Below are 19,420 nucleotides of genomic sequence, written 5' to 3'. Positions count from 1 at the left end.
ATGAGCGAGACAGCGAGCACCCCGGACAAGGCCGCGCGCGGCACCTTGCTGGGATGGCTCATCTGCGCCGCGCTAGTGATTGCGCTGATCGCCGCGCCGTTCTTTTTCTATCCGGTCTTCCTGATGAAGCTTCTGTGCTTTGCGCTTTTCGCGTCGGCCTTCAACTTGCTCTTGGGCTATACCGGCCTGCTCAGCTTCGGCCATGCCACCTTCTTTGGCGGGGCAGCCTATGCCACCGCCCATTCGGTCAAGATATGGGGCTTTGATCCTGTGCTGGGCATCCTCTTCGGGACGGCGGCGGCGGCGGTCATGGGCCTTCTGATGGGGATCATCGCGATCCGCCGGCAGGGCATCTATTTCGCGATGAGCACGCTGGCGCTGAGCCAAATGGCCTACTTCCTCTTTCTGCGCGCGCCCTTCACCAATGCCGAGGACGGCATCCAGAACGTGCCGCGCGGCCATGCGCTGGGCCTGCTGGACCTGTCCGATCCGATGGCGATGTACGGCCTGACTGCGGCGGTTTTCCTGTTTGGAATGGGCATTATCTGGCGGGTGATCCATTCGCCCTTTGGTCAGGTCCTGCTGGCCCTGCGCGAGAACGAGACGCGCGCCATATCGCTGGGCTATCGCGCCGACCGATACAAGCTGGGCGCGTTCGTTCTTTCGGCCACGCTGGCGGGACTGGCGGGCGCGACCAAAGCGCTGGTGTTCCAGATCGCCACGCTCACCGATGTCGCCTGGCAAATGTCCGGTGAGGTGATCCTCATGTCGTTGCTGGGCGGGGTCGGCACGTTTTCGGGGCCGACGGTCGGGGCAATCCTGATCGTGACGATCCAGAATTATACCGCAACCAGCGGCTTCCCGGTTCTGGTCATCCTCGGCCTTCTTTTCATCGTCTGCGTTCTGACCTTCCGCTCGGGCATCGTGGGCGAGATCCGCAAGCGTCTGCGCTAGGCGATCAGGCACCCGTCATATGCCGGTGCCTGTTTTCCTTCGCTCAGCTCGGCAGATACTCATCGCTCCAGCTTTCGCTCAGCCCGCCCGAGGCCAGCATGGCGTCGATGGCCTTGTCGGAATAGCCCAACTCCCGCGCGATGGCGCGGGTCGAGGTGCCGAACTTCTCGGGCGGGGCCACGGCGAAAACCTTGGTGCGTGACGGACGCACCGCATAGGGATCAAGCTGCGTCACTTCGTGCCCGCTGGGATGATCTGGATAGACCGAGAAGGAATAGCTGCCATTCTCGGTACCCGGCGTCCCATCGGCGATGCGGCTATGCTCGGCGCGCAGTGCATCCAGATTATCGCAGATCGCAACAGCAATATCGGCGGCGCGCAGACGCGCCACCCATTCCGAGGCTCGCTGGCCCTGGATCGCGGTCGCCAAATAGGCAGCGCGGTCTTCGGGCGCGATATCGGGCAGGTCCTCCAGCCCTTCGACGTTGCGAAAGCGCGGCAGATCGGCCTCATAGGCGCTGAGTAGGATGTGGCGGCCCGACGCGGTGCTGTAAAACCGGTTCAGATCGCCCGAGCCGTTGCAATCGGGGCCGGATGGCTCGTCAAACAGGCCGCGCCCCTTGTAGTCGAAGGCGAAGGGCACCTGCAGCAGGCCCGAATTGGCGCTGAGCGAGGTGCGCCCGCGCCCGATCCGGCCAAAGCGGTGCTTCTGGTAGAGGGCCGAGGCCACGGCCAGAGCGCCGCCAAACCCGCACATGACGTCGATCGTGCCCACATGGGCGTGCTCCTCGGGTCGGTCCATCGCGCCGCCGAAGCGCAGCATGATGCCGGTGGTGGCCTGCACCAGATCGTCATAGCCGATGTAATCGGTGCGGGTGCCGCGCCGCACGCCTGAAAAGCAGTCGAGCTTGCAGAAGATGGCATCGGGGTTCAGCTTGCGCAGGCTTTCGGCGTTGAGGCCCATGCGCTTGATCTGGCTGTCGGGCGCGTTCCAGACGATGACATCGACCGTCTTGACCAGATCCTCGAAGACCTGCCTGCCATGCTGCGACTTGAGATCGGCCAGGATCGAGCGTTTGCCGCGCATCTGGGACATGCCGTACATGACGGTGTTCCAGCTGTCATAGAGCGGCTGGGACGGGTCCAGCTTGATCACCTCGGCGCCAAAGCGCGCGAGGTAGCTGGCGGAATGCGGCCCGGCGATGACGTTGCACAAATCGAGGATGCGCACGCCCGACAGCCAGCCTTCGGGGGCGTCATCGACCGGATCGGGAATGTCGGTGCGATGGCGGCGCAGGATTTTCAGCGCCTCGGGCATCTCGACCCAGCGGCGGGGCTCGGGCGACAGTGCCTCCTCGCCGCTTTCCTCCATCCAGACGACGGGGCCGGGCTGCGTCATGTCGCCATATTCGGGGTCCCAGACGTCGATCATCAGCCCCGAGGTTTCGGCGTATTCGTCGTGGATCCATTCCTGCAACCAGCGCTGCGGCGCGCCGGGAATGCCGGCTCGGCCGAACATCTTTTTCCACTCGTGCGAGGTGCGCGTCATGAAGACCTCCTTCATGCGCGCGGCGATGATATCGGCCCAATCCTTGGGCATGGGATAAACGCCCAGCGACACCTTGGACGACCATTCGGACCACGGCTTGTAGGTGTCGTCCTCTTCGGTCAGGCCCTGTTCGACCAGTTCGTCAAGGATGCCCAGCACTTCGAGGCAGCGCCGCGCGTGGTACTTGTGGCTGGGGCAGACCACGTAGAACATCCGCCCGTCCTTGCACATATAGGCGCGAAAGAACGGGTCCAGCAGCTCTTGCAGATCCTCGTAGCTGATGTTCATCGGCAGGCCCTCGATCCGGCGCCGCTCGATCTCGACCTCGCGCTGGGTCAGGTAGCGCTCGGGCATGTTTTCGACCTTGATCGAGTTGTAGCACAGCCCCTCCATCACCGCCGCCGCCAGCGGCACCTCGATGTGATCGCCCAGCCCCGTCAGCTGGCGCGATTGCAGCGCCAGCACGGTAGAAGAGGCGGCGATCTGTGCGGCATAAGCCGAGGCCAGAGGCAGCGGCGAGAAGGACGGGTTGATACCCATCAGCACCCGGTTGAGGCCCATATCGGTGAAAACGCCGGAACTGGCGGCCACGATGCTCTCGAAGGCGCGCTGTTCGCGGCGGGCCTCGTCGTTCGATGCGAAGCCGGGAATCGAAAGGGTGATCAGCTCGGGTCGCTGGGCGCGCAGCTCCGCGAAATCGAGGCCGAGCGCGGCCAGTTTGCCGGGGCGGAAATTCTCGATCACGATATCGGCCTCGGCGATGAGAGCGCGCGCGTCGGCCAGCCCCTGCTCGGATTTGAGGTCGAGGTTCAAGATCACCTTGTTGCGGTTGAGGATCGCGTTGGCGGGGCTTTGCCACATTGGCCCCTCGGGCGGATCGACATGCACCACAGTCGCGCCCAGATCACCCAGCAGCATCGCCACGGCGGGACCGGCAATATATTGGCCAAAATCGATGATTTTCACGCCGTTCAGCGGAAGGTTGGAAAAATTGTTGCGCATGCGCGGCTCCATGAAAAGAGGCGGGGACGGCCCCGGCGACGTCTACTGCCCGGCAAGGATCCAGCGGGCGGCCTTCTCGGCGATCATCACTGTCGGCGAATTGGTGTTGCCGCTGGTGATTTCAGGCATGATGCTGGCATCGACCACGCGCAGGCCCGCAATGCCCTTGACCCTCAGATGCGGGTCAAGCACCGCGCCATCGTCATCATTGCTGCCCATCTTGACCGTGCCGACGGGATGAAAGATCGTCGTGGCGATATCGCCCGCCAGCTTGGTCAGGTCGGCATCGTTCTGGTATTGGATGCCCGGCTTGTATTCCTCGGGCTCGAACGCGGCCATGGCGGGCTGGCCCATGATCTCGCGCACCTGCCGCAGACTGTCGGCGGCCACCTGGCGGTCATCCTCGGTGTCGAGATAGTTGGGCGTGATGCGGGGCGCGTCGCGGAAATCGGCGGATTTGATCCGGATATGGCCCCGGCTGGTGGGGTTCAGGTTGCAGACGCTGACGGTCATTGCCGGAAAATCGTGCAGATCCTCACCGAAGGCCTCAAGGCTGAGGGGCTGCACATGGTATTCTAGATTGGCATGTGGGCGGCTTGGGTCAGAGCGGGCAAAGGCGCCCAGCTGGCTGGGGGCCATGCTCATCGGGCCCGAGCGTTTGGCGAGGTATTCGAGCCCGATCATCGCCTTGCCGAAGAGGGAACCGGCCAGCGTGTTTAGCGTCTTGGTCCCCTTCACCTTGAATACGGCGCGGATCTGCAGATGGTCCTGCAGGTTCTCGCCCACGCCCGGCGCATCCAGCACCACGTCAATCCCGTGCGATTTCAGCAGCGCGGCTGGCCCCACACCCGAAAGCTGCAGGATCTGGGGCGAGTTGACGGCCCCGGCGCTCAGGACCACCTCGCGCGCGGCGTGCACCCAAATGCTGGCGCCCTTGCGGTTGATGACGGCGCCATCACAGACTGGGCGGCCATCCGCGCCCTTGTCGAAGGTCAGCGTCTCGGCCTGCGCCTCGGTCCAGACGGTCAGATTGGGGCGCGCCTTGGCCGGGCGCAGGAACGCCTTGGACGTGTTCCACCGCCAGCCAGAGCGCTGGTTGACGTCGAAATATCCGACGCCCGTATTGTCGCCGGTGTTGAAATCCTCGGTCTTGGGAATGCCGGTCTGCACCGCCGCGTCGGCGAAACTGTCCAGCACGTCCCAGCGCAGGCGCTGCTTTTCAACCCGCCATTCGCCGCCACCCGCGTGCATATCGGAAAAGCGCATGTTGTCGCCGGTCTCGGGGTCGGCGCCGCCATCCAGCTTGTAATGATCCTCATGCGCCTTGAAATCCTCCAGCGAGTGATCCCAGTTCCAGGCTTCCTCGCCGGTCAGCGCGGCCCAGTTGTCATAGTCCCGCGCCTGGCCGCGCATATAGATCATGCCGTTGATGGACGAGCAGCCGCCCAGCGTCTTGCCGCGCGGATAGCGCAGGCTGCGCCCGTTCAGGCCCTTGTCCGGTTCGATGTGATACATCCAGTCGGCGCGCGGATTGCCGATGCAATAGAGGTAGCCGACGGGAATATGGATCCAGTGGTAATTGTCGGGCTTGCCCGCCTCGACCAGCAGCACGCGGTTCGATGGATCGGCGCTCAGCCGATTGGCCAGAAGGCACCCGGCCGAGCCGGCGCCGACCACGATATAATCAAACTCTCTATCGCGTTCACTGGTCATTCGGTTTCTCCCGCTCGGTGTTAAGCGCGTGGCGGCTGGCCGCCGAGGGCCACGCGCCGCGCGCCGACAAGGCCCGTCTCGCGTGCGCATTCTGTCCAAATGCGCGCAATCTTCATTCAATAGCCCGCGGGCGCCCGGCAAAGCTAATGACGAATCTCGAAACGCGATATAAAAAACCCTAATATGGAGCGCAGTTTCAACATCAATACGCTGACCGCCTTTCTGACGGTGGCGCGCGAGGGCAGCGTGTCGCGCGCCGCCGAAGTTCTGCATCTGACGCAACCGGCTGTCAGCCATCAGATCAAGCGGCTGAGCGAAGAGACGGGCACGGCCCTTTTCGAGCGTAGTCCAACGGGCCTGCGCCTGACGCGCGAGGGGGCGGCGCTGATCCCCGAGGCGCAGAAGGTGGTCGATGCGGTCACAGCCTTTCGCCGCAGCGCCGTCCGGCAGGCCGAGCGGGTCGGCGGCACGCTGCGGATCGGCACCATCGTCGATCCCGAGTTCATTCGCCTGGGCCATCTGCTGGGCCACCTGCGCCGCGACTACCCCGATATCCAGACCGAGCTGGTCCACGGCGTCAGCGGCGAGATTTTCGCCCGCCTTCAGCGCAAGCAGATCGATGCGGGCTACTACCTCAGCAGCCCGGAAGAGGCGGGCCAGATCGAAGCTGCCTCCAAGGGTGCGATCCGGTCGCTGAAACTGGCGCAGTTCGATTACCGCGTGATCGCGCCGGTCGGCTGGGAGGCGCGGGTCGAGAGTGCGGGCTGGCCCGAGCTGGCCAAACTGCCATGGATCGGCACGCCGGAGGCATCTGCGCATCATCGCCTTTTGCGGCAGGTCTTTGCCGCGGAGGGGTGCAATCCCAACATCGTCGCGCTTGTCGATCAGGAGGCGTCGATGCTGGAAATGGTCCGCTCGGGGGTGGGCCTGTCGCTCTGCCGCGAGTCCATTGCGCTGCACCAGCGGCAATCCTATGGCCTCGCGGTTGCGGGCGCGGTGTCGATCCCGGCCTGCCTCAGCTTCGCGATGGCGGGCACGGACAACGATAGCCCCGCGAAAGACGCACTTTGGCGCCTGGTCGAGCGAGTCTGGCGCTGATGTGCGACTTTGCATAGACGTCAACTTGACATATAAGATTTCTTGAATATGTCTCGCAAAGATGCTTTGACGGGGACAGCCGCGTTCGCCAGACATCACGCCGGGCGGTCACATGGGGCAGGTGCCAAAAGGGGCCAGAGATTCAGGTGACAGACGTAATGATGTCCAAACTCGCTCGCTACATACCGATCCTCGATTGGGGCCGGCGCTATGACCGGGCCAGTCTGGGCGACGATGTGATGGCTGCGGTTATTGTAACCATCATGCTCATCCCGCAATCGCTGGCCTACGCTCTCTTGGCCGGTATGCCGCCGGAGGCGGGGCTTTACGCGTCGATCGCGCCGATCCTGCTTTACGCCATTTTCGGCACCAGTCGGGCCTTGGCCGTGGGGCCGGTCGCCGTTGTGTCGCTGATGACCGCTGCCGCGCTGGGCCAGGTCGCCGAGCAGGGTAGCGTAGGCTACGCCGCCGCCGCGCTAACGCTGGCGGCGCTCTCGGGCGCGATCCTCTTGGTCATGGGGTTGTTCCGGCTGGGCTTTCTGGCCAATTTCCTGTCGCATCCGGTCATCGCGGGGTTCATCACCGCATCGGGCATTCTCATCGCCATCAGCCAGTTGCGCCACATCCTCGGCATCGAGGCCGGCGGCGCCACGCTGATCGAGCTGGGCGAGGGGCTGGTTGCCAATGTCGGCAACACGCATCTGGCCACGTTGATCATCGGCGCCTCGGTCACGGCGTTCCTGTTCTGGGCGCGCCGGGGGCTGAAGCCCGCATTGCGGCGCATCGGGTTTGGGCCGCGCCTGTCCGATATGGGCGCAAAGGCGGGGCCGGTCGTGGCCGTGATCGCCTCGACGCTGGCGGTCTGGGCGCTTGGCCTTGACGCGCGCGGCGTTGCCATCGTCGGTACGGTCCCGGCCAGCCTGCCGCCCCTGACCATGCCGGACCTTGCGCCGGACATCATCGCGCAGCTCTTCCTGCCGGCGCTGCTGATCTCGGTCATCGGTTTCGTCGAGTCCATCTCGGTCGCGCAGACGCTGGCCGCGAAGAAGCGCGAGCGCGTGGCCCCGAACCAGGAGCTGATCGGCCTTGGCGCCGCCAATCTGGGCGCGGCGGTGACGGGCGGCTTCCCGGTGACGGGCGGCTTTTCGCGCTCGGTCGTCAATTTCGACGCGGGCGCGCGCACCCCTGCGGCGGGCGCCTTCACCGCGCTGGGGCTTGCCTTCGCGGCGCTGGCATTGACGCCGCTGATCTACTTTCTGCCCAAGGCGACGCTGGCCGCGACCATCATCGTCGCTGTGCTGGCCCTTGTCGATCTGGGCGTGCTGCGGCGCGCCTGGGGCTATTCGCGGCAGGACTTTGCTGCGGTCGCCGCGACCATTGCGATCACGCTGCTGTTCGGGGTCGAGTTGGGCGTCTCCAGCGGGGTCGCCATCTCGGTTCTGCTCTATCTCTACAAGACGTCGCGGCCCCATATCGCCGAGGTCGGGCGCATCAAGGGGACCGAGCATTTTCGCAATATCCATCGCCACGCGGTGGAAACCGATCCGGCGGTCGTGACATTGAGGGTGGATGAAAGCCTCTATTTTGCAAATGCCCGCTTCCTCGAGGATCATATCCTTACACGCGTCACCGAGGACAAGGCGCTCCGTCACGTGATCCTGCAATGCTCGGCCATCAACGAGATCGATCTCAGCGCGCTGGAATCGCTCGAGGCAATCAACCTGCGCCTCAAGGAAATGGGACTGGCGCTGCACCTGTCGGAGGTGAAAGGGCCGGTCATGGACCGCCTCAAGCGATCGCATTTCCTGGACGCGCTGACGGGCCGGGTGTTTTTGTCACAACACGAGGCTGTCGCGGCGCTGAGCAACGAGGCGGGGCCAAGCTCCGCCGCCAATACCAAGAAGGAGAGCTGATCATGCTGCCAATCGTCGAGACGAATTTCACGCCGCTTGCCTCGCTTGGAGGAGGTATCCTGATCGGATTGTCGGCCGTGATGGTGATGGCCCTTTTCGGACGCATCGCCGGTATTGCTGGGATCACGGCGGGCGCCGTGACGGCGGGCGACCGCGGCTGGCGCATCGCGTTCATTGCGGGTCTTCTGGCCGCGCCGCTGCTTTGGCTGCTGGTGGCAGGGGATTATCCGGCCCAAGCGGTCAGTGACAATCTCTGGGGCATGGGCTTTGCCGGCCTTTTGGTGGGCGTCGGCACGGCGCTGGGCTCTGGCTGCACCTCGGGGCATGGGGTGTGCGGACTTGCGCGGCTCTCCTCCCGCTCGTTGGCGGCGGTGGTGACATTCATGGCCTTCGCGGCGGGCACCGTCTTTGTCTTGCGCCATGTGATCGGGGGGGCGGTTTGATGCGGCCTCTTTTCGGTTTTCTCGCGGGCCTCGTCTTTGGTATCGGCCTTCTTTGGTCGGGCATGGCGAACCCTGCCAAAGTCCTGAACTTCCTCGACGTCTTTGGCGCTTGGGATGCCAGCCTTGCCTTTGTCATGGGTGGCGCCTCGTTGACCGCCTTTATCGGTTACCGGCTGGCATGGCGACAGCCGCGGCCCTTGCTATTGGCCGATTTCCAGATCCCGACATCCAGCGATATCGACCTGCGACTGCTGAGCGGTGCGGCGATCTTTGGTATCGGTTGGGGTATCGGCGGCTTTTGCCCCGGCCCGGCCTGGACGGCGCTGCCCATGGCCGCGCCCGGCACGCTGATATTCGTGCCCGCGATGCTGATCGGCATCACGCTCGGTCGCGCCCTTAAATCCTGAACCCCTTATAAAGGAGAAACAGCACATGAAAGATCTCGACAAAGCCATTACCCGCCACTCGCCGTCAAAGGGCGCAGGCAGCCCGGATATCTGGGGCATCTACGAGCCCGATACAGGCTCGATCCAATATATCTGCGCCTGCCCCAAGACCAAGGCGGCAGCCCTCATCGACGTGGTCTGGAATTTTGATCCCAAGAGCTTTGCAACCGACACGCGCAGCATGGATCAGGTCTTGGAACTGGCGGGGCAACACGGGCTCAAGATCGAATGGGTGTTCGACACGCACCCACATGCGGATCACTTGATGGCGTCCAGCCAATTGAAGGCGCGTGTGGACGCCCCAAATGCGATCGGCGCCAAGGTGCGCGACATTGCCGCGCTCTGGCGGGATCTCTACAACACACCGGATGCCTTCGATCCGGATGCCGATTTCGACCGTTTGTTTGAGGATGGCGAGACGTTCAAGCTGGGCGAGCTGGATGTGCGCGTGATGCTGTCGCCAGGCCATACGCTGGGCTCAATCACCTATGTCTGCGGCGACGCGGCCTTCGTGCATGACACACTGATGATGCCCGATGCGGGCACCAGTCGCTGCGATTTTCCGGGCGGATCGGCGGATGAGTTGTGGACCTCGATCCAGAACATCCTGGCCCTGCCTGACGATACCCGTCTCTTCATCGGGCATGATTACGGTGCACCGGGCCGGGACACCCCCGCCTGGGAAGCAACGGTCGCCGAGCACAAGGAGGCCAACAAGCACGTCAAAACCGGCACAAATAAAGAAGATTACATCGAAACGCGCGAGGCCCGCGACGCCACGCTGGACCTGCCGGACCGCATGCTGGCCGCCTTGCAGATCAACCTGCGGGCCGGGCGGTTGCCGGAGGCCGAGGATGACGGGCATTCCTATCTGAAAATGCCGGTGAACAAATTCTGAGCGCGGCCGCCTCCGGCGGGAGTATTTTCAGAACAATGAAAGACCGGCGCCGCGATTTTGGCGGCGCCGGTCCGGTGTCAGTCGACGTCAAATTGCAGTGGTTTGATCTGCTGGAATAGACCTGTTTCTTGCAGCTTGGCGATGACGTCATCCGGTACTAGCGCATCGACGTAAAGCAGCGCGATCGCCTCGCCGCCCGCAGTGTTGCGCCCGAGTGTGAAGTTGGCGATGTTCACCCCGTTCGAGCCCAGTGTGTTGCCGAGCGCGCCGATGATCCCCGGCTCGTCCCGGTTGGTGGTGTAGAGCATATGCGCCCCGATCTCGGCATCGATATTGATGCCCTTGATCTGAATGAAGCGCGGCTTGCCATCCGAGAAGATCGTCCCGCCGATAGAGCGCTCGCGCTTGTCGGTCACCACCGTGACCTTGATGTAGCCCTCGAAGGCACCCGATTTGTCCTGATGCGTCGTGCTGATCTTGATGCCGCGTTCCTTGGCCACGACAGGCGCGCTGACCATGTTCACCTCGGGGTTCACGGTCTTCATGATCCCCGCGACCGAGGCCGACGTGAGCGCGGCAAGGTTCATCGTGGACGCAACACCGTCATAGAGAATGTTGATCGCCTTGATCGGCTCGTCCGTCATCTGGCCGATGAAACTGCCCAAGTGGCCCGCCAGCTTGATCCAGGGGCCCATCACTTTGGCCTCCTCGGCGGTGACAGACGGCATGTTGAGCGCGTTCGAGACGGCGCCGGTCAGCAGGTAATCCGACATCTGCTCGGCCACCTGCAGGGCGACATTCTCCTGCGCCTCGGTGGTGGCGGCGCCCAGATGGGGCGTGCAGACCACATTGGGCAGGCCGAAAAGCGGGTTTTCGGTGGCGGGCTCCTCGGCGAAGACATCGAAGGCGGCGCCCGCGATATGGCCGGATTTCAGCAGATCCGCGGCGGCTTCCTCATCGACCAGCCCGCCGCGCGCGCAGTTGATGATGCGCACGCCCTTCCTGGTCTTCTCGAGATTCTCGCGGCTGAGGATATTGCGAGTCTGGTCGGTCAGCGGCACGTGCAGGGTGATGAAATCGGCGCGGCTCAGAAGATCGTCCAGCTCGACCTTTTCGACGCCCATCTTGTCGGCCTTCGCCTCGCTGAGGAAGGGATCGTAGGCGATCACCTTCATCTTGAGCCCGCGCGCGCGGTCGCAGACGATGCCGCCGATATTGCCCGCGCCGATCACGCCCAGCGTCTTGGCCGTCAGTTCGGTCCCCATGAAGCGGGATTTCTCCCACTTGCCGGCATGGGTCGAGGCGCTCGCCTCGGGGATTTGCCGCGCGACGGCGAACATCATGGCGATGGCATGCTCGGCGGTCGTGATCATGTTGCCGAAGGGCGTGTTCATCACGATCACGCCCTTTTTGCTCGCCGCGACCTTGTCGATATTGTCGGTGCCGATCCCGGCGCGCGCGATCACCTTCAGCTTGGTCGCGTTTTCGAGGATCTTCTCGGTCACCTTGGTGGCCGAGCGGATGGCGAGGCCGTCATACTGGCCGATCACTTCGGCCAGCTTGTCCTTGTCCTTGCCCAGATCGGGCTGGAAATCCACATCGATGCCGCGATCGCGAAAGATCTGCACGGCGGTTTCGCTCAGCTTGTCGGAAACGAGTACTTTGGGAGCCATTTTTGGGCGTCCTTCAAATGGGTATGGGAGGGGGCGGGCCACGGTAGGCCCGCCGGAAACGGCTCAGAGCGCGGCGCGCTCGGCGTGGTAGGTCCATTCGATCCAGGGCATCAGCGCCTGGATGTCCGATGTCTCGACCGTGCCGCCGCACCAGATGCGCAGGCCCGGAGGGGCGTCGCGATAGGCGCCGATGTCATAGGCCACGCCTTCGGCTTCCAGCCGCTTGGCAACCGCCTTGGCAAAGGCTGCGCCATCGGTGATGCCGGGGTCGGTGAATTTGAGGCAAACGGACGTGTTCGAGCGTGTCGCCGGATCCTCGGCAAGGTTCGCGATCCAGTCGTTCTCGGCGCAGAAGTCTGCGATAACACCCGCATTTGCATCGGCCCGGTCCATCAGACCCGCAAGGCCGCCGACGGACTGCGCCCAATCGAGCGCCAGAAGGTAATCTTCGACCGCGAGCATGGAGGGCGTGTTGATCGTCTCGCCCTTGAAGATGCCCTCGATCAGCTTGCCACCCTTGGTCAGGCGGAAGATCTTGGGCAGGGGCCATGCGGGTGTGTAGCTCTCGAGCCGCTCCACTGCGCGGGGCGACAGCACGATCATGCCATGCGCCGCCTCGCCGCCCAGCACCTTTTGCCAGCTGAAGGTCGTCACATCCAGCTTGTCCCACGGCAGGTCCTGCGCAAAGGCCGCCGAGGTGGCGTCGCAAATGGTCAGCCCGGCGCGGTCCGCCTTGATCCAGTCGCCATGCGGCACGCGCACACCCGAGGTGGTGCCGTTCCATGTAAAGACGACGTCATTGTCCGTGTCGACGGTGCTCAGATCCACGATCTCGCCGTACTCGGCGGTCTTGACCTCGGCATCAAGCTTCAGCTGCTTCACGGCATCCGTGACCCAGCCCGCGCCAAATGACTCCCAAGCCAGCATTTCGCAGCGGCGCTCGCCCAGCATGGTCCACATGGCCATTTCAACCGCGCCCGTATCAGAGGCGGGCACGATGCCGATGCGGTAATCGCCCGGGATGTTCAGAACGGCGCGGGTGCCGTCGATCGCGGCCTTCAGCCGGTCCTTGCCCACGGCGGCACGGTGGCTGCGACCCAAGGGGGCGCCTGACAGTTTTTCCAGTGCGAATGCAGGGGGTTTGGCACAGGGGCCGGAGGAAAAGCGCGGGTTGTTGGGCCGCACGCTTGGTTTGCGCGCTTCAACGCGCGCGAGGTCTTCGGTCGTCATATGCTATCCTTCCAGATAAGCGCCCTTCGTTGGGGAAGGGTGTCCCGCCACCAGAGCTAGGCTGGAGCGCGCTCTTTCGCAAGAAGAAAAATGACGCTATAGCGGCGCTTCTTGAATTATTCGCGACGCTTTTTATGCACCGGAGCCATCCCATGTTCATCGCCACACTCATCGCGCCCCCCGGTGGGCTGGAGCCGCAGCTGGCCGAAAACCTGCGCAACGCGTGGGGCGGCGGCGCGGTCGACTGGCTGGCGCCGGACGAAGCGGCGGAATTCACGCTGGAGGCTGTGCCCGGCAACCTGTGGGAGGTCTGGGACGACCTGCAAAAGCTGGGTGTCGATTTGGCGGTGCAGCAAGAGAATGGCCGGAAAAAACGTCTGCTGATCGCGGATATGGACAGCACCATGATCCAGCAGGAATGCATCGACGAGCTGGCCGAGGCGGCGGGCGTAGGCGAGCATGTGCGCGAGATCACGGCGCGGGCCATGAATGGCGAGCTGGATTTCGAGGGCGCGCTGTTGGAGCGAATGGCGCTGCTCAGGGGGCTATCCGAAGCGGTCATTGCCGAAGTGCTGGAGGCGCGCATCACTCACGCGCCGGGCGGCGATACGCTGGTCGCGACGATGCGCCGCAATGGCGCGCATACGGCGCTGGTCTCGGGCGGTTTCACCGCCTTTACCGGGCCGGTGGCCGCCGCGCTCGGCTTTGACGAGCATCGCGCGAATGTGCTGGGCATCGAGAACGGCGCGCTGACCGGCGATGTCGCGCGTCCCATTCTGGGCCGTCAGGCCAAGGTGGACGCGCTGGATGAAATCACCGGGCGCTTGGGTCTGACCCCGTCAGGCGCCATTGCGGTGGGCGATGGCGCCAATGATCTGGGCATGCTTGGCCATGCGGGCGCTGGCGTTGCGATGCATGCCAAGCCGAGCGTGGCGGCAGAGTGCGATCTGCGTATCAACCACGGCGATCTGACCGCACTCCTTTACCTGCAAGGCTACGCGCGCAGCGAGTTTGCCTAGCGCAGCAGGCCTGGGACCGGGCGGATCGCGCCCACTTTTAGCCCGCGGCAATTGGTCAGCACCTTGTTCATGAACATCCGTGCCGATGGATGGTCGGCGTCAAGGGCGCCCAGCCGCACCAACAAGGTCGCAATTGCACATTCGGCGCCGCGCGTGGCGCCATCCGCGATCTTGAGCGCGATGCCGATCCCGCGCTGCGGCAGAATGGCGATAAAGAAACCCTCAGCGCCGGTTTTAAGCGCCACGGGTTCGGTGCAGGCACGCATCAGAAGGGTGCAAGCGCGGCCCTCGCCTGCCACCAGATCGGGATGCGCGATCATCGCGTCGCGCAGGCGTGCGGCAGCGGTCTGGCGCGCATCGGCGCCCTCTGTGGCCGTTGCGAAATAGGCCATCGCGCGGCCCATGCCCCGCAGGCTGCCAAGGAAATTCGGCGCAGAGCATCCGTCGATCCCGTAGCCGGGGCTGCTTTCGCCCGTCACTTCCTCGAATGCTGCGAGGCAGGCGCGCTGTACCGGATGGTCGAGATCGACATAATCGGCATGGCCGGCCAGGTGCCGGTTCAGGGTCAGAAAGCCGGCATGCTTGCCCGAGCAATTGTTGTGCAATTGGCATGGTTTATCCCCCGCGCGGATCAGCGCATGGGCCGTCTCTTCGCCGTAAGGCATATGACTGCCACAGCGCAAATCGTCCTCGCCGAGTCCGAGGCCCGTCACCCATGCCTCGACGCGGCCCGTATGGATCGGATCGCCTTGGTGCGAGGCGCAGGCCAGCGCGAGTTGTTCCGGCCCGAGGCCGGCGGCATCGGCGGCGCCGCTCTCTATCAGGGGCAGCGCCTGAATCATCTTGCAGGACGATCGTGGATAGGCTGTCACATCGGGGTCGCCCCACGCCTCGATCACATCACCGCCAGGGCCGCAGATCACGGCATGGCCCAGATGCACACTTTCGGCAATCGGGCCCCGCCAGATTTCTGTCAAAGGGGCGGGGGCGGTCTTTGGTCTGATCATGAGGCAATCCTTGGTGGTTGGTCCGATACGTGCCGGCACGGCGGCCCTGTCGAAAGGCTGACGGATGTGCGGGTTTCCGCCAATTCATTCTTTCGTTTCTGGCAGGTTTCGGGCTAAAGTTGCAATGTCGAGAAGAACGGCGCGATTGCCAAGTGAAAATCCCCAGCATGAGGGCAGGCAGGCGCCGATGATACCAATTGAGGCTCAAAGACAGCTTGGAGGCTGCACAAGAATGGCACCACATTTGACGCGCGGCGCACTGGGCGCAGCAGTGACCGCATTTTCCCTGATCGCATCCGGCCCCGCATCAGCCCAGAGCGAAAGCACCAACCAGGTGGCCGCCAACACCGCTTGGAGCGTTTTCACCGAAGACAGCCCCAAGGAATGCTGGACCGTTTCCGCCCCGACCGAGACAGTAAATACGCGCGGCGGCCAAGTTGTCGCAGTGCGCCGGGGCGAGATCCTGTTTATGACCTTCTTCCGTCCGGGCGCCGGCGTGCGCGGGCAAGTGGCATTTACCGGGGGCTATCCCTTTGCCGACGGCTCGACTGTCGAGCTGGTCGTGGGCACCGACAATTTCGAGCTTTATACTGAGAATGAATGGGCGTGGCCCGCCAGCGCCGATGACGACGCCAAGATCATCGCCGCGCTCAAGCGCGGCGCCGATGCGGTGTTGACCGCGCGCTCGTCCCGCGGGACGCAGACCAAGGATACCTTTTCGCTGATCGGCTATACGGCCGCGATGGAAGAGGCCGAAAAGCGCTGTCAGTAAGGCGCTGATCGATCCTGATCTGAAGGGGCCGCCCGTGCCGGGCAGGCCCCTTTTTCGTGGCGATCGCTAGTCCTCGATACCCATGTCGCGCAGCAGTTTTGCCCGTGTGGCGGGGAGGGGCGCGCCATCGGACGCCCAGTGGGGTCCGGGGATCTGATCTTCGATGCATTTGCGATGCGGATAGAACGCGTTGGTGCCGCCGAAGACCGTATGCTCGAATAGCAGGCCATTCCGCTCGGTCACCTGTCCGTAGCAAATGTAGCAATAGCCAAGAAAGTCGTCCGGCAGCGCCTCGCGCTTGGGTTTGGATGAGGTGTGGTAGGGTCTGGACGGTGTCAGGCGCGCCTGCAGATCGTCCAACGCTTCGTGCCACTCGTCCGCGTCATCCTCCCAAAGCTCCGCAAGCTCCGAGCCTTTGCGCAGCTGCTTCACCAGATTTCGGGCGACCCGTAGCAGATCACGCGGGACGTCCTTTGCCGCCGGCGCATCCGCCAGCTTGGTCATCTCGGGCACGTCTTCGGCAGGGCGTCCGATCATGGCCGCCAGAATATCGCATGCCGCAAGAGCCGTGGCCGCATGCTCCGCATCCATCTCGCCGCTCTGCCGGGCCGCCTTGCGCAGATGTCGATCCAGCGCCGCGAAACTGTTTAGCGCCCTGGCGAAATCCAGCGCAGTATCATTGCCAAAGCTGCCCGCACTCCACGTGCCCATACCGTTCTCCCGTCTTGGTCGCGCGTTCTGGGATCAGTCATGGACCGGCAGTTTGACCATTTCATGGCCCCTGCGCGCCAATCGCAGACGAAATTCTTGCGAGCAGAGCCCCTTTGGCATTGCTCCGCGAATCCTATATGGGGACATATCCGACCCATGAGAGGCCCGTCCGATGACCAGCACAGCACCGATCACGCAAGACGTCATGACCTTTCCGCGCAAGGCGGAGGGCGGAAAGCCGAACCTGATCGGCCTGACGCGTGATGCGCTGCGCCAGGTGTTGATCGACCATGGGACGCCGGAAAAGCAGGCGCGCATGCGGGCTGGGCAGATCTGGCAGTGGGTCTATCAGTGGGGCGTGCGCGATTTCGCGCAGATGACGAACCTCGCCAAGGCCTATCGTCTTGATCTGGCCGAGAACTTCCGCCTCGACACCCCCGAGGTCGTCAGCCGCCAAGTCAGCAGCGACGGCACACGCAAATACCTTGTGCGCATCGCTGGCGGGCATGAGGTCGAAGTTGTCTATATCCCCGAGGAGGGGCGCGGCACGCTTTGCATCTCCTCCCAGGTGGGCTGCACGCTGACCTGTTCGTTCTGCCATACCGGCACGCAGAAACTGGTGCGCAACCTGACGGCAGGCGAGATCGTCGGCCAGATCATGGTGGCGCGCGACGATCTGGGTGAATGGCCCACGCAGGGCGCGCCCAAGGACGAGACCCGCCTGCTGAGCAATATCGTGCTGATGGGCATGGGCGAGCCGCTCTATAATTTCGAGAATGTGCGCGATGCGATGAAGATCGCGATGGACCCCGAGGGCATCCAGCTGAGCCGCCGCCGCATCACCCTTTCGACCTCGGGCATCGTGCCGGAAATCCACCGCACCGCCGCCGAGATTGGCTGCCAGTTGGCCGTCAGCTTTCACGCGACCACCGACGAGGTGCGTGACAAGCTGGTGCCGATCAACAAGAAATGGAACATCGAGGCGCTGCTGGAGGCGCTGAAGGCCTATCCCAAGGTCAGCAATTCCGAGCGGATCACCTTTGAATATGTGATGCTGGACGGGATCAACGACAGCGACGAGGATGCGCGCCGTCTGGTCAAGCTGATCGAGGGCATCCCGGCCAAGATCAACCTCATCCCCTTCAACGAATGGCCCGGTGCACCCTACAAGCGCAGCTCGAACAACCGCATCCGCGCCTTTGCCGACATCATCTACAAGGCGGGCTATGCCAGCCCGATCCGTACGCCCCGCGGCGAGGATATCATGGCCGCCTGCGGCCAGCTGAAATCCGCGACCGAGCGCGCGCGCAAGTCCCGCGCCCAGATCGAGGCAGAGGCGCAGCAGGGCTGAGCCACGCGGCGCGGGCTTGCGAAAAACCCTGCTTTCGCTGAGTTTGGGTCCAAGTCCTGCCATCATTGGCAGGCACCTCTCCTGTATCGGAAATCACCGGGTCTTGGCTGGCCTGGACCGCCAAGGGAGACGCGCATGGTCTACGTTCACAAGGATCCGACGATCGAGGCGGGTGTGCTTCACCTTGTCATGAGCGAGATGAAACACGCCTGCAACGCCGATGACTGGCACAATGCGCTGGGCCGCCACGGATACGCGCTGCGCATCACTGGTGCGGATACTGTCGTCACCACATTGCCCCATGGCGTCGAGGTGTGCCGCCTTCCATTTCAGCCAAGCTTCGGCGCACTCTAGACGCCAGGCTTCTGCGCCAAGCGCCGGATTTCGCGACCCGCCACTCTTGCGCCAATTGCGACCAAGACCGACTTTATGACGCCGTCCCGCATCCTCGCCGGGCGGCGATTTCTGCTGTTCGGCGCAAAAAGACCCCGCATCGGCCCCAATCCGCTCCGATTGTTGCCGCAAACGGGGGTTATCTCTGGCTCATCGAGTATTTGTCACAAGGCATGAAACAATGAGCAAAGACATTTTGGACGTTCTGAACATTATCACCCGCGAACGGCACATGGCCGTGTCGGACCGCGAATGGCAGCACCGCCTGCGCGGCTATGGCTACGGTATCCGCGACACGGATGACGGTCGCATCGTCACGTCGCTGCTGAGGAACGCGCCCCTCTGCCCGGTCCCCGCGCATCTCTGCGCCTGAGGCTCACGCCTCGGTCTGGGCGGCATCCCATTCGTCTATTATGCGGACGGCATCGGCCGCGGTCTCGACGAATTGAAATAGCTTCAAATCCTCGTCGCTGATCGTGCCGGCATCCGCCAGCGCCTCCCAGTTGATGATGCGGCGCCAGAATTCCTCGCCAAAGAGCAGGAAGGGCATGCGCTTCATCCGCTCCGTCTGGATCAGGGTCAGCGCCTCAAAGGTCTCATCGAGCGTGCCGAAGCCGCCGGGAAAGACGCAGATCGCCCGCGCCCGCATGAGGAAGTGCATCTTGCGGATCGCGAAGTAATGGAAGTTGAAGCACAGACCGGGCGTCACGTATTCGTTCGGCGCCTGTTCGTGCGGCAGCACGATGTTGAGGCCGATCGACGCGCCGCCGGCATCCGCCGCCCCGCGACTGCCCGCCTCCATGACGCCGGGACCGCCGCCGGTGGTGATGACATAGTCCTGCCCGTTCGCGGTAAGGGACTTTTGGGTCATCAGCCGAGCGAATTCACGCGCCTCGTCATAATACTTTGACAGATCGGCCAGTGTCTGTGTCCGCGCGTCCGCCCTTTGCGACGGCTCGGGAATGCGGGCGCCACCAAAGAGCACCACGGTGCTTTTGATGCCATGCTCGTTCAGGATCATTTCGGGCTTCAGCAATTCCAGCTGCAACCGCACGGGGCGCAGCTCCTCGCGGCACATGAAGTCCGTATCGTTGAATGCCAGACGATAGGCCGGCGCCCGGGTCTGCGGCGTGTCAGGCACCGCCTCGGCGGTGCTGCGGTCGCTGCCTGCATCGCGGAACTGGCTTCTGCGGTCTTTGCTCATGAATAGATCCTTAGGGCTGAAATGCGCGCGCTTTTGCCAGACCT

18 protein-coding genes are annotated in these 19,420 nt (G+C 63.6%); 11 read left to right on the top strand and 7 right to left on the bottom strand.

What is annotated here, in order from left to right; all coding sequences use genetic code 11:
- Positions 1 to 954 carry a branched-chain amino acid ABC transporter permease gene (locus BW975_RS13090; protein ID WP_076534696.1) on the top strand — a complete coding sequence of 318 codons (954 nt, stop codon included), beginning with the start codon at positions 1 to 3 and terminating at the stop codon, positions 952 to 954.
- A 43-nt stretch (positions 955 to 997) separates the two neighbouring features.
- Here BW975_RS13090 and BW975_RS13085 read toward each other — a convergent pair whose 3' ends face one another.
- Together BW975_RS13085 and BW975_RS13080 are read right to left on the bottom strand one after the other, a co-directional pair.
- Complete coding sequence (locus tag BW975_RS13085) at positions 998 to 3,505, bottom strand: CoA transferase (RefSeq protein WP_076534694.1); 2,508 nt, start codon at positions 3,503 to 3,505, stop codon at positions 998 to 1,000.
- 42 nt (positions 3,506 to 3,547) lie between these two features.
- Positions 3,548 to 5,218: a GMC family oxidoreductase gene (locus BW975_RS13080; RefSeq protein ID WP_076534692.1), complete on the bottom strand. Its 1,671-nt coding sequence runs from the start codon at positions 5,216 to 5,218 to the stop codon at positions 3,548 to 3,550.
- Between the two features lie 183 nt (positions 5,219 to 5,401).
- On the opposite strand from BW975_RS13080, the gene BW975_RS13075 reads away from it, so the two are divergent.
- From BW975_RS13075 to BW975_RS13055, 5 genes are all read left to right on the top strand, one after another.
- Positions 5,402 to 6,316, top strand: a complete 915-nt coding sequence (locus BW975_RS13075; RefSeq protein WP_076534690.1) for a LysR family transcriptional regulator — start codon at positions 5,402 to 5,404, stop codon at positions 6,314 to 6,316.
- Between the two features lie 158 nt (positions 6,317 to 6,474).
- Positions 6,475 to 8,229, top strand: coding sequence for a SulP family inorganic anion transporter (locus tag BW975_RS13070; protein ID WP_076534688.1), 1,755 nt, complete (start codon positions 6,475 to 6,477; stop codon positions 8,227 to 8,229).
- A 2-nt stretch (positions 8,230 to 8,231) separates the two neighbouring features.
- The gene (locus BW975_RS13065; RefSeq protein WP_076534686.1) at positions 8,232 to 8,672 is read left to right on the top strand and encodes a YeeE/YedE family protein; all 441 of its coding nucleotides are present in this window, start codon (positions 8,232 to 8,234) and stop codon (positions 8,670 to 8,672) included.
- Positions 8,672 to 9,079, top strand: a complete 408-nt coding sequence (locus BW975_RS13060; protein WP_076534684.1) for a DUF6691 family protein — start codon at positions 8,672 to 8,674, stop codon at positions 9,077 to 9,079. Before BW975_RS13065 ends, BW975_RS13060 begins: the two co-directional genes overlap by 1 nt.
- Positions 9,080 to 9,104: 25 nt before the next feature.
- Complete coding sequence (locus BW975_RS13055; RefSeq protein ID WP_076534682.1) at positions 9,105 to 10,016, top strand: MBL fold metallo-hydrolase; 912 nt, start codon at positions 9,105 to 9,107, stop codon at positions 10,014 to 10,016.
- 77 nt (positions 10,017 to 10,093) lie between these two features.
- Here BW975_RS13055 and serA read toward each other — a convergent pair whose 3' ends face one another.
- Positions 10,094 to 11,689: a phosphoglycerate dehydrogenase gene (gene serA / locus BW975_RS13050; RefSeq protein ID WP_076534680.1), complete on the bottom strand. Its 1,596-nt coding sequence runs from the start codon at positions 11,687 to 11,689 to the stop codon at positions 10,094 to 10,096.
- Between the two features lie 63 nt (positions 11,690 to 11,752).
- Positions 11,753 to 12,919, bottom strand: coding sequence for a phosphoserine transaminase (locus BW975_RS13045; RefSeq protein ID WP_076534678.1), 1,167 nt, complete (start codon positions 12,917 to 12,919; stop codon positions 11,753 to 11,755).
- A gap of 152 nt (positions 12,920 to 13,071) precedes the next feature.
- Here BW975_RS13045 and serB point away from each other — a divergent pair, with 152 nt between their 5' ends.
- The gene (gene serB / locus BW975_RS13040) at positions 13,072 to 13,938 is read left to right on the top strand and encodes a phosphoserine phosphatase SerB (protein WP_076534676.1); all 867 of its coding nucleotides are present in this window, start codon (positions 13,072 to 13,074) and stop codon (positions 13,936 to 13,938) included.
- Here the strand turns inward: serB and BW975_RS13035 are convergent.
- Entirely contained in the window at positions 13,935 to 14,945 is a 1,011-nt protein-coding gene (locus tag BW975_RS13035) for an asparaginase (RefSeq protein WP_076534674.1), read from the bottom strand. The two genes, serB and BW975_RS13035, sit on opposite strands and share 4 nt — an antisense overlap.
- A gap of 232 nt (positions 14,946 to 15,177) precedes the next feature.
- Here BW975_RS13035 and BW975_RS13030 point away from each other — a divergent pair, with 232 nt between their 5' ends.
- Positions 15,178 to 15,717 (top strand): invasion associated locus B family protein, encoded by a 540-nt coding sequence (locus BW975_RS13030; protein WP_076534672.1) that lies wholly within the window; start codon positions 15,178 to 15,180, stop codon positions 15,715 to 15,717.
- Positions 15,718 to 15,783: 66 nt separating this feature from the next.
- Here the strand turns inward: BW975_RS13030 and BW975_RS13025 are convergent, their stop codons facing one another.
- On the bottom strand, positions 15,784 to 16,428 hold the full coding sequence (locus tag BW975_RS13025; RefSeq protein ID WP_076534670.1) for a DUF4259 domain-containing protein: 645 nt from the start codon (positions 16,426 to 16,428) through the stop codon (positions 15,784 to 15,786).
- A gap of 172 nt (positions 16,429 to 16,600) precedes the next feature.
- On the opposite strand from BW975_RS13025, the gene rlmN reads away from it, so the two are divergent.
- The 3 genes from rlmN (at position 16,601) to BW975_RS13010 (ending at position 18,545) form a co-directional block, all read left to right on the top strand.
- Positions 16,601 to 17,779, top strand: a complete 1,179-nt coding sequence (rlmN, locus tag BW975_RS13020) for a dual-specificity RNA methyltransferase RlmN (protein ID WP_076534668.1) — start codon at positions 16,601 to 16,603, stop codon at positions 17,777 to 17,779.
- Between the two features lie 135 nt (positions 17,780 to 17,914).
- Positions 17,915 to 18,133: a hypothetical protein gene (locus tag BW975_RS13015; protein WP_076534666.1), complete on the top strand. Its 219-nt coding sequence runs from the start codon at positions 17,915 to 17,917 to the stop codon at positions 18,131 to 18,133.
- Positions 18,134 to 18,353: 220 nt separating this feature from the next.
- A complete protein-coding gene (locus BW975_RS13010) occupies positions 18,354 to 18,545 on the top strand; it encodes a hypothetical protein (RefSeq protein ID WP_076534664.1) in 192 nt (63 codons plus the stop codon).
- Positions 18,546 to 18,548: 3 nt separating this feature from the next.
- Here the strand turns inward: BW975_RS13010 and BW975_RS13005 are convergent, their stop codons facing one another.
- On the bottom strand, positions 18,549 to 19,376 hold the full coding sequence (locus BW975_RS13005; RefSeq protein ID WP_076534662.1) for an LOG family protein: 828 nt from the start codon (positions 19,374 to 19,376) through the stop codon (positions 18,549 to 18,551).
- Positions 19,377 to 19,420: the final 44 nt, after the last annotated feature.

Origin of the sequence: Roseovarius nanhaiticus (genome assembly GCF_900156535.1) — a bacterium.
In the GTDB taxonomy this organism is placed as follows: domain Bacteria; phylum Pseudomonadota; class Alphaproteobacteria; order Rhodobacterales; family Rhodobacteraceae; genus Roseovarius; species Roseovarius nanhaiticus.
This window is presented reverse-complemented; position numbering and strand designations above follow the sequence as displayed.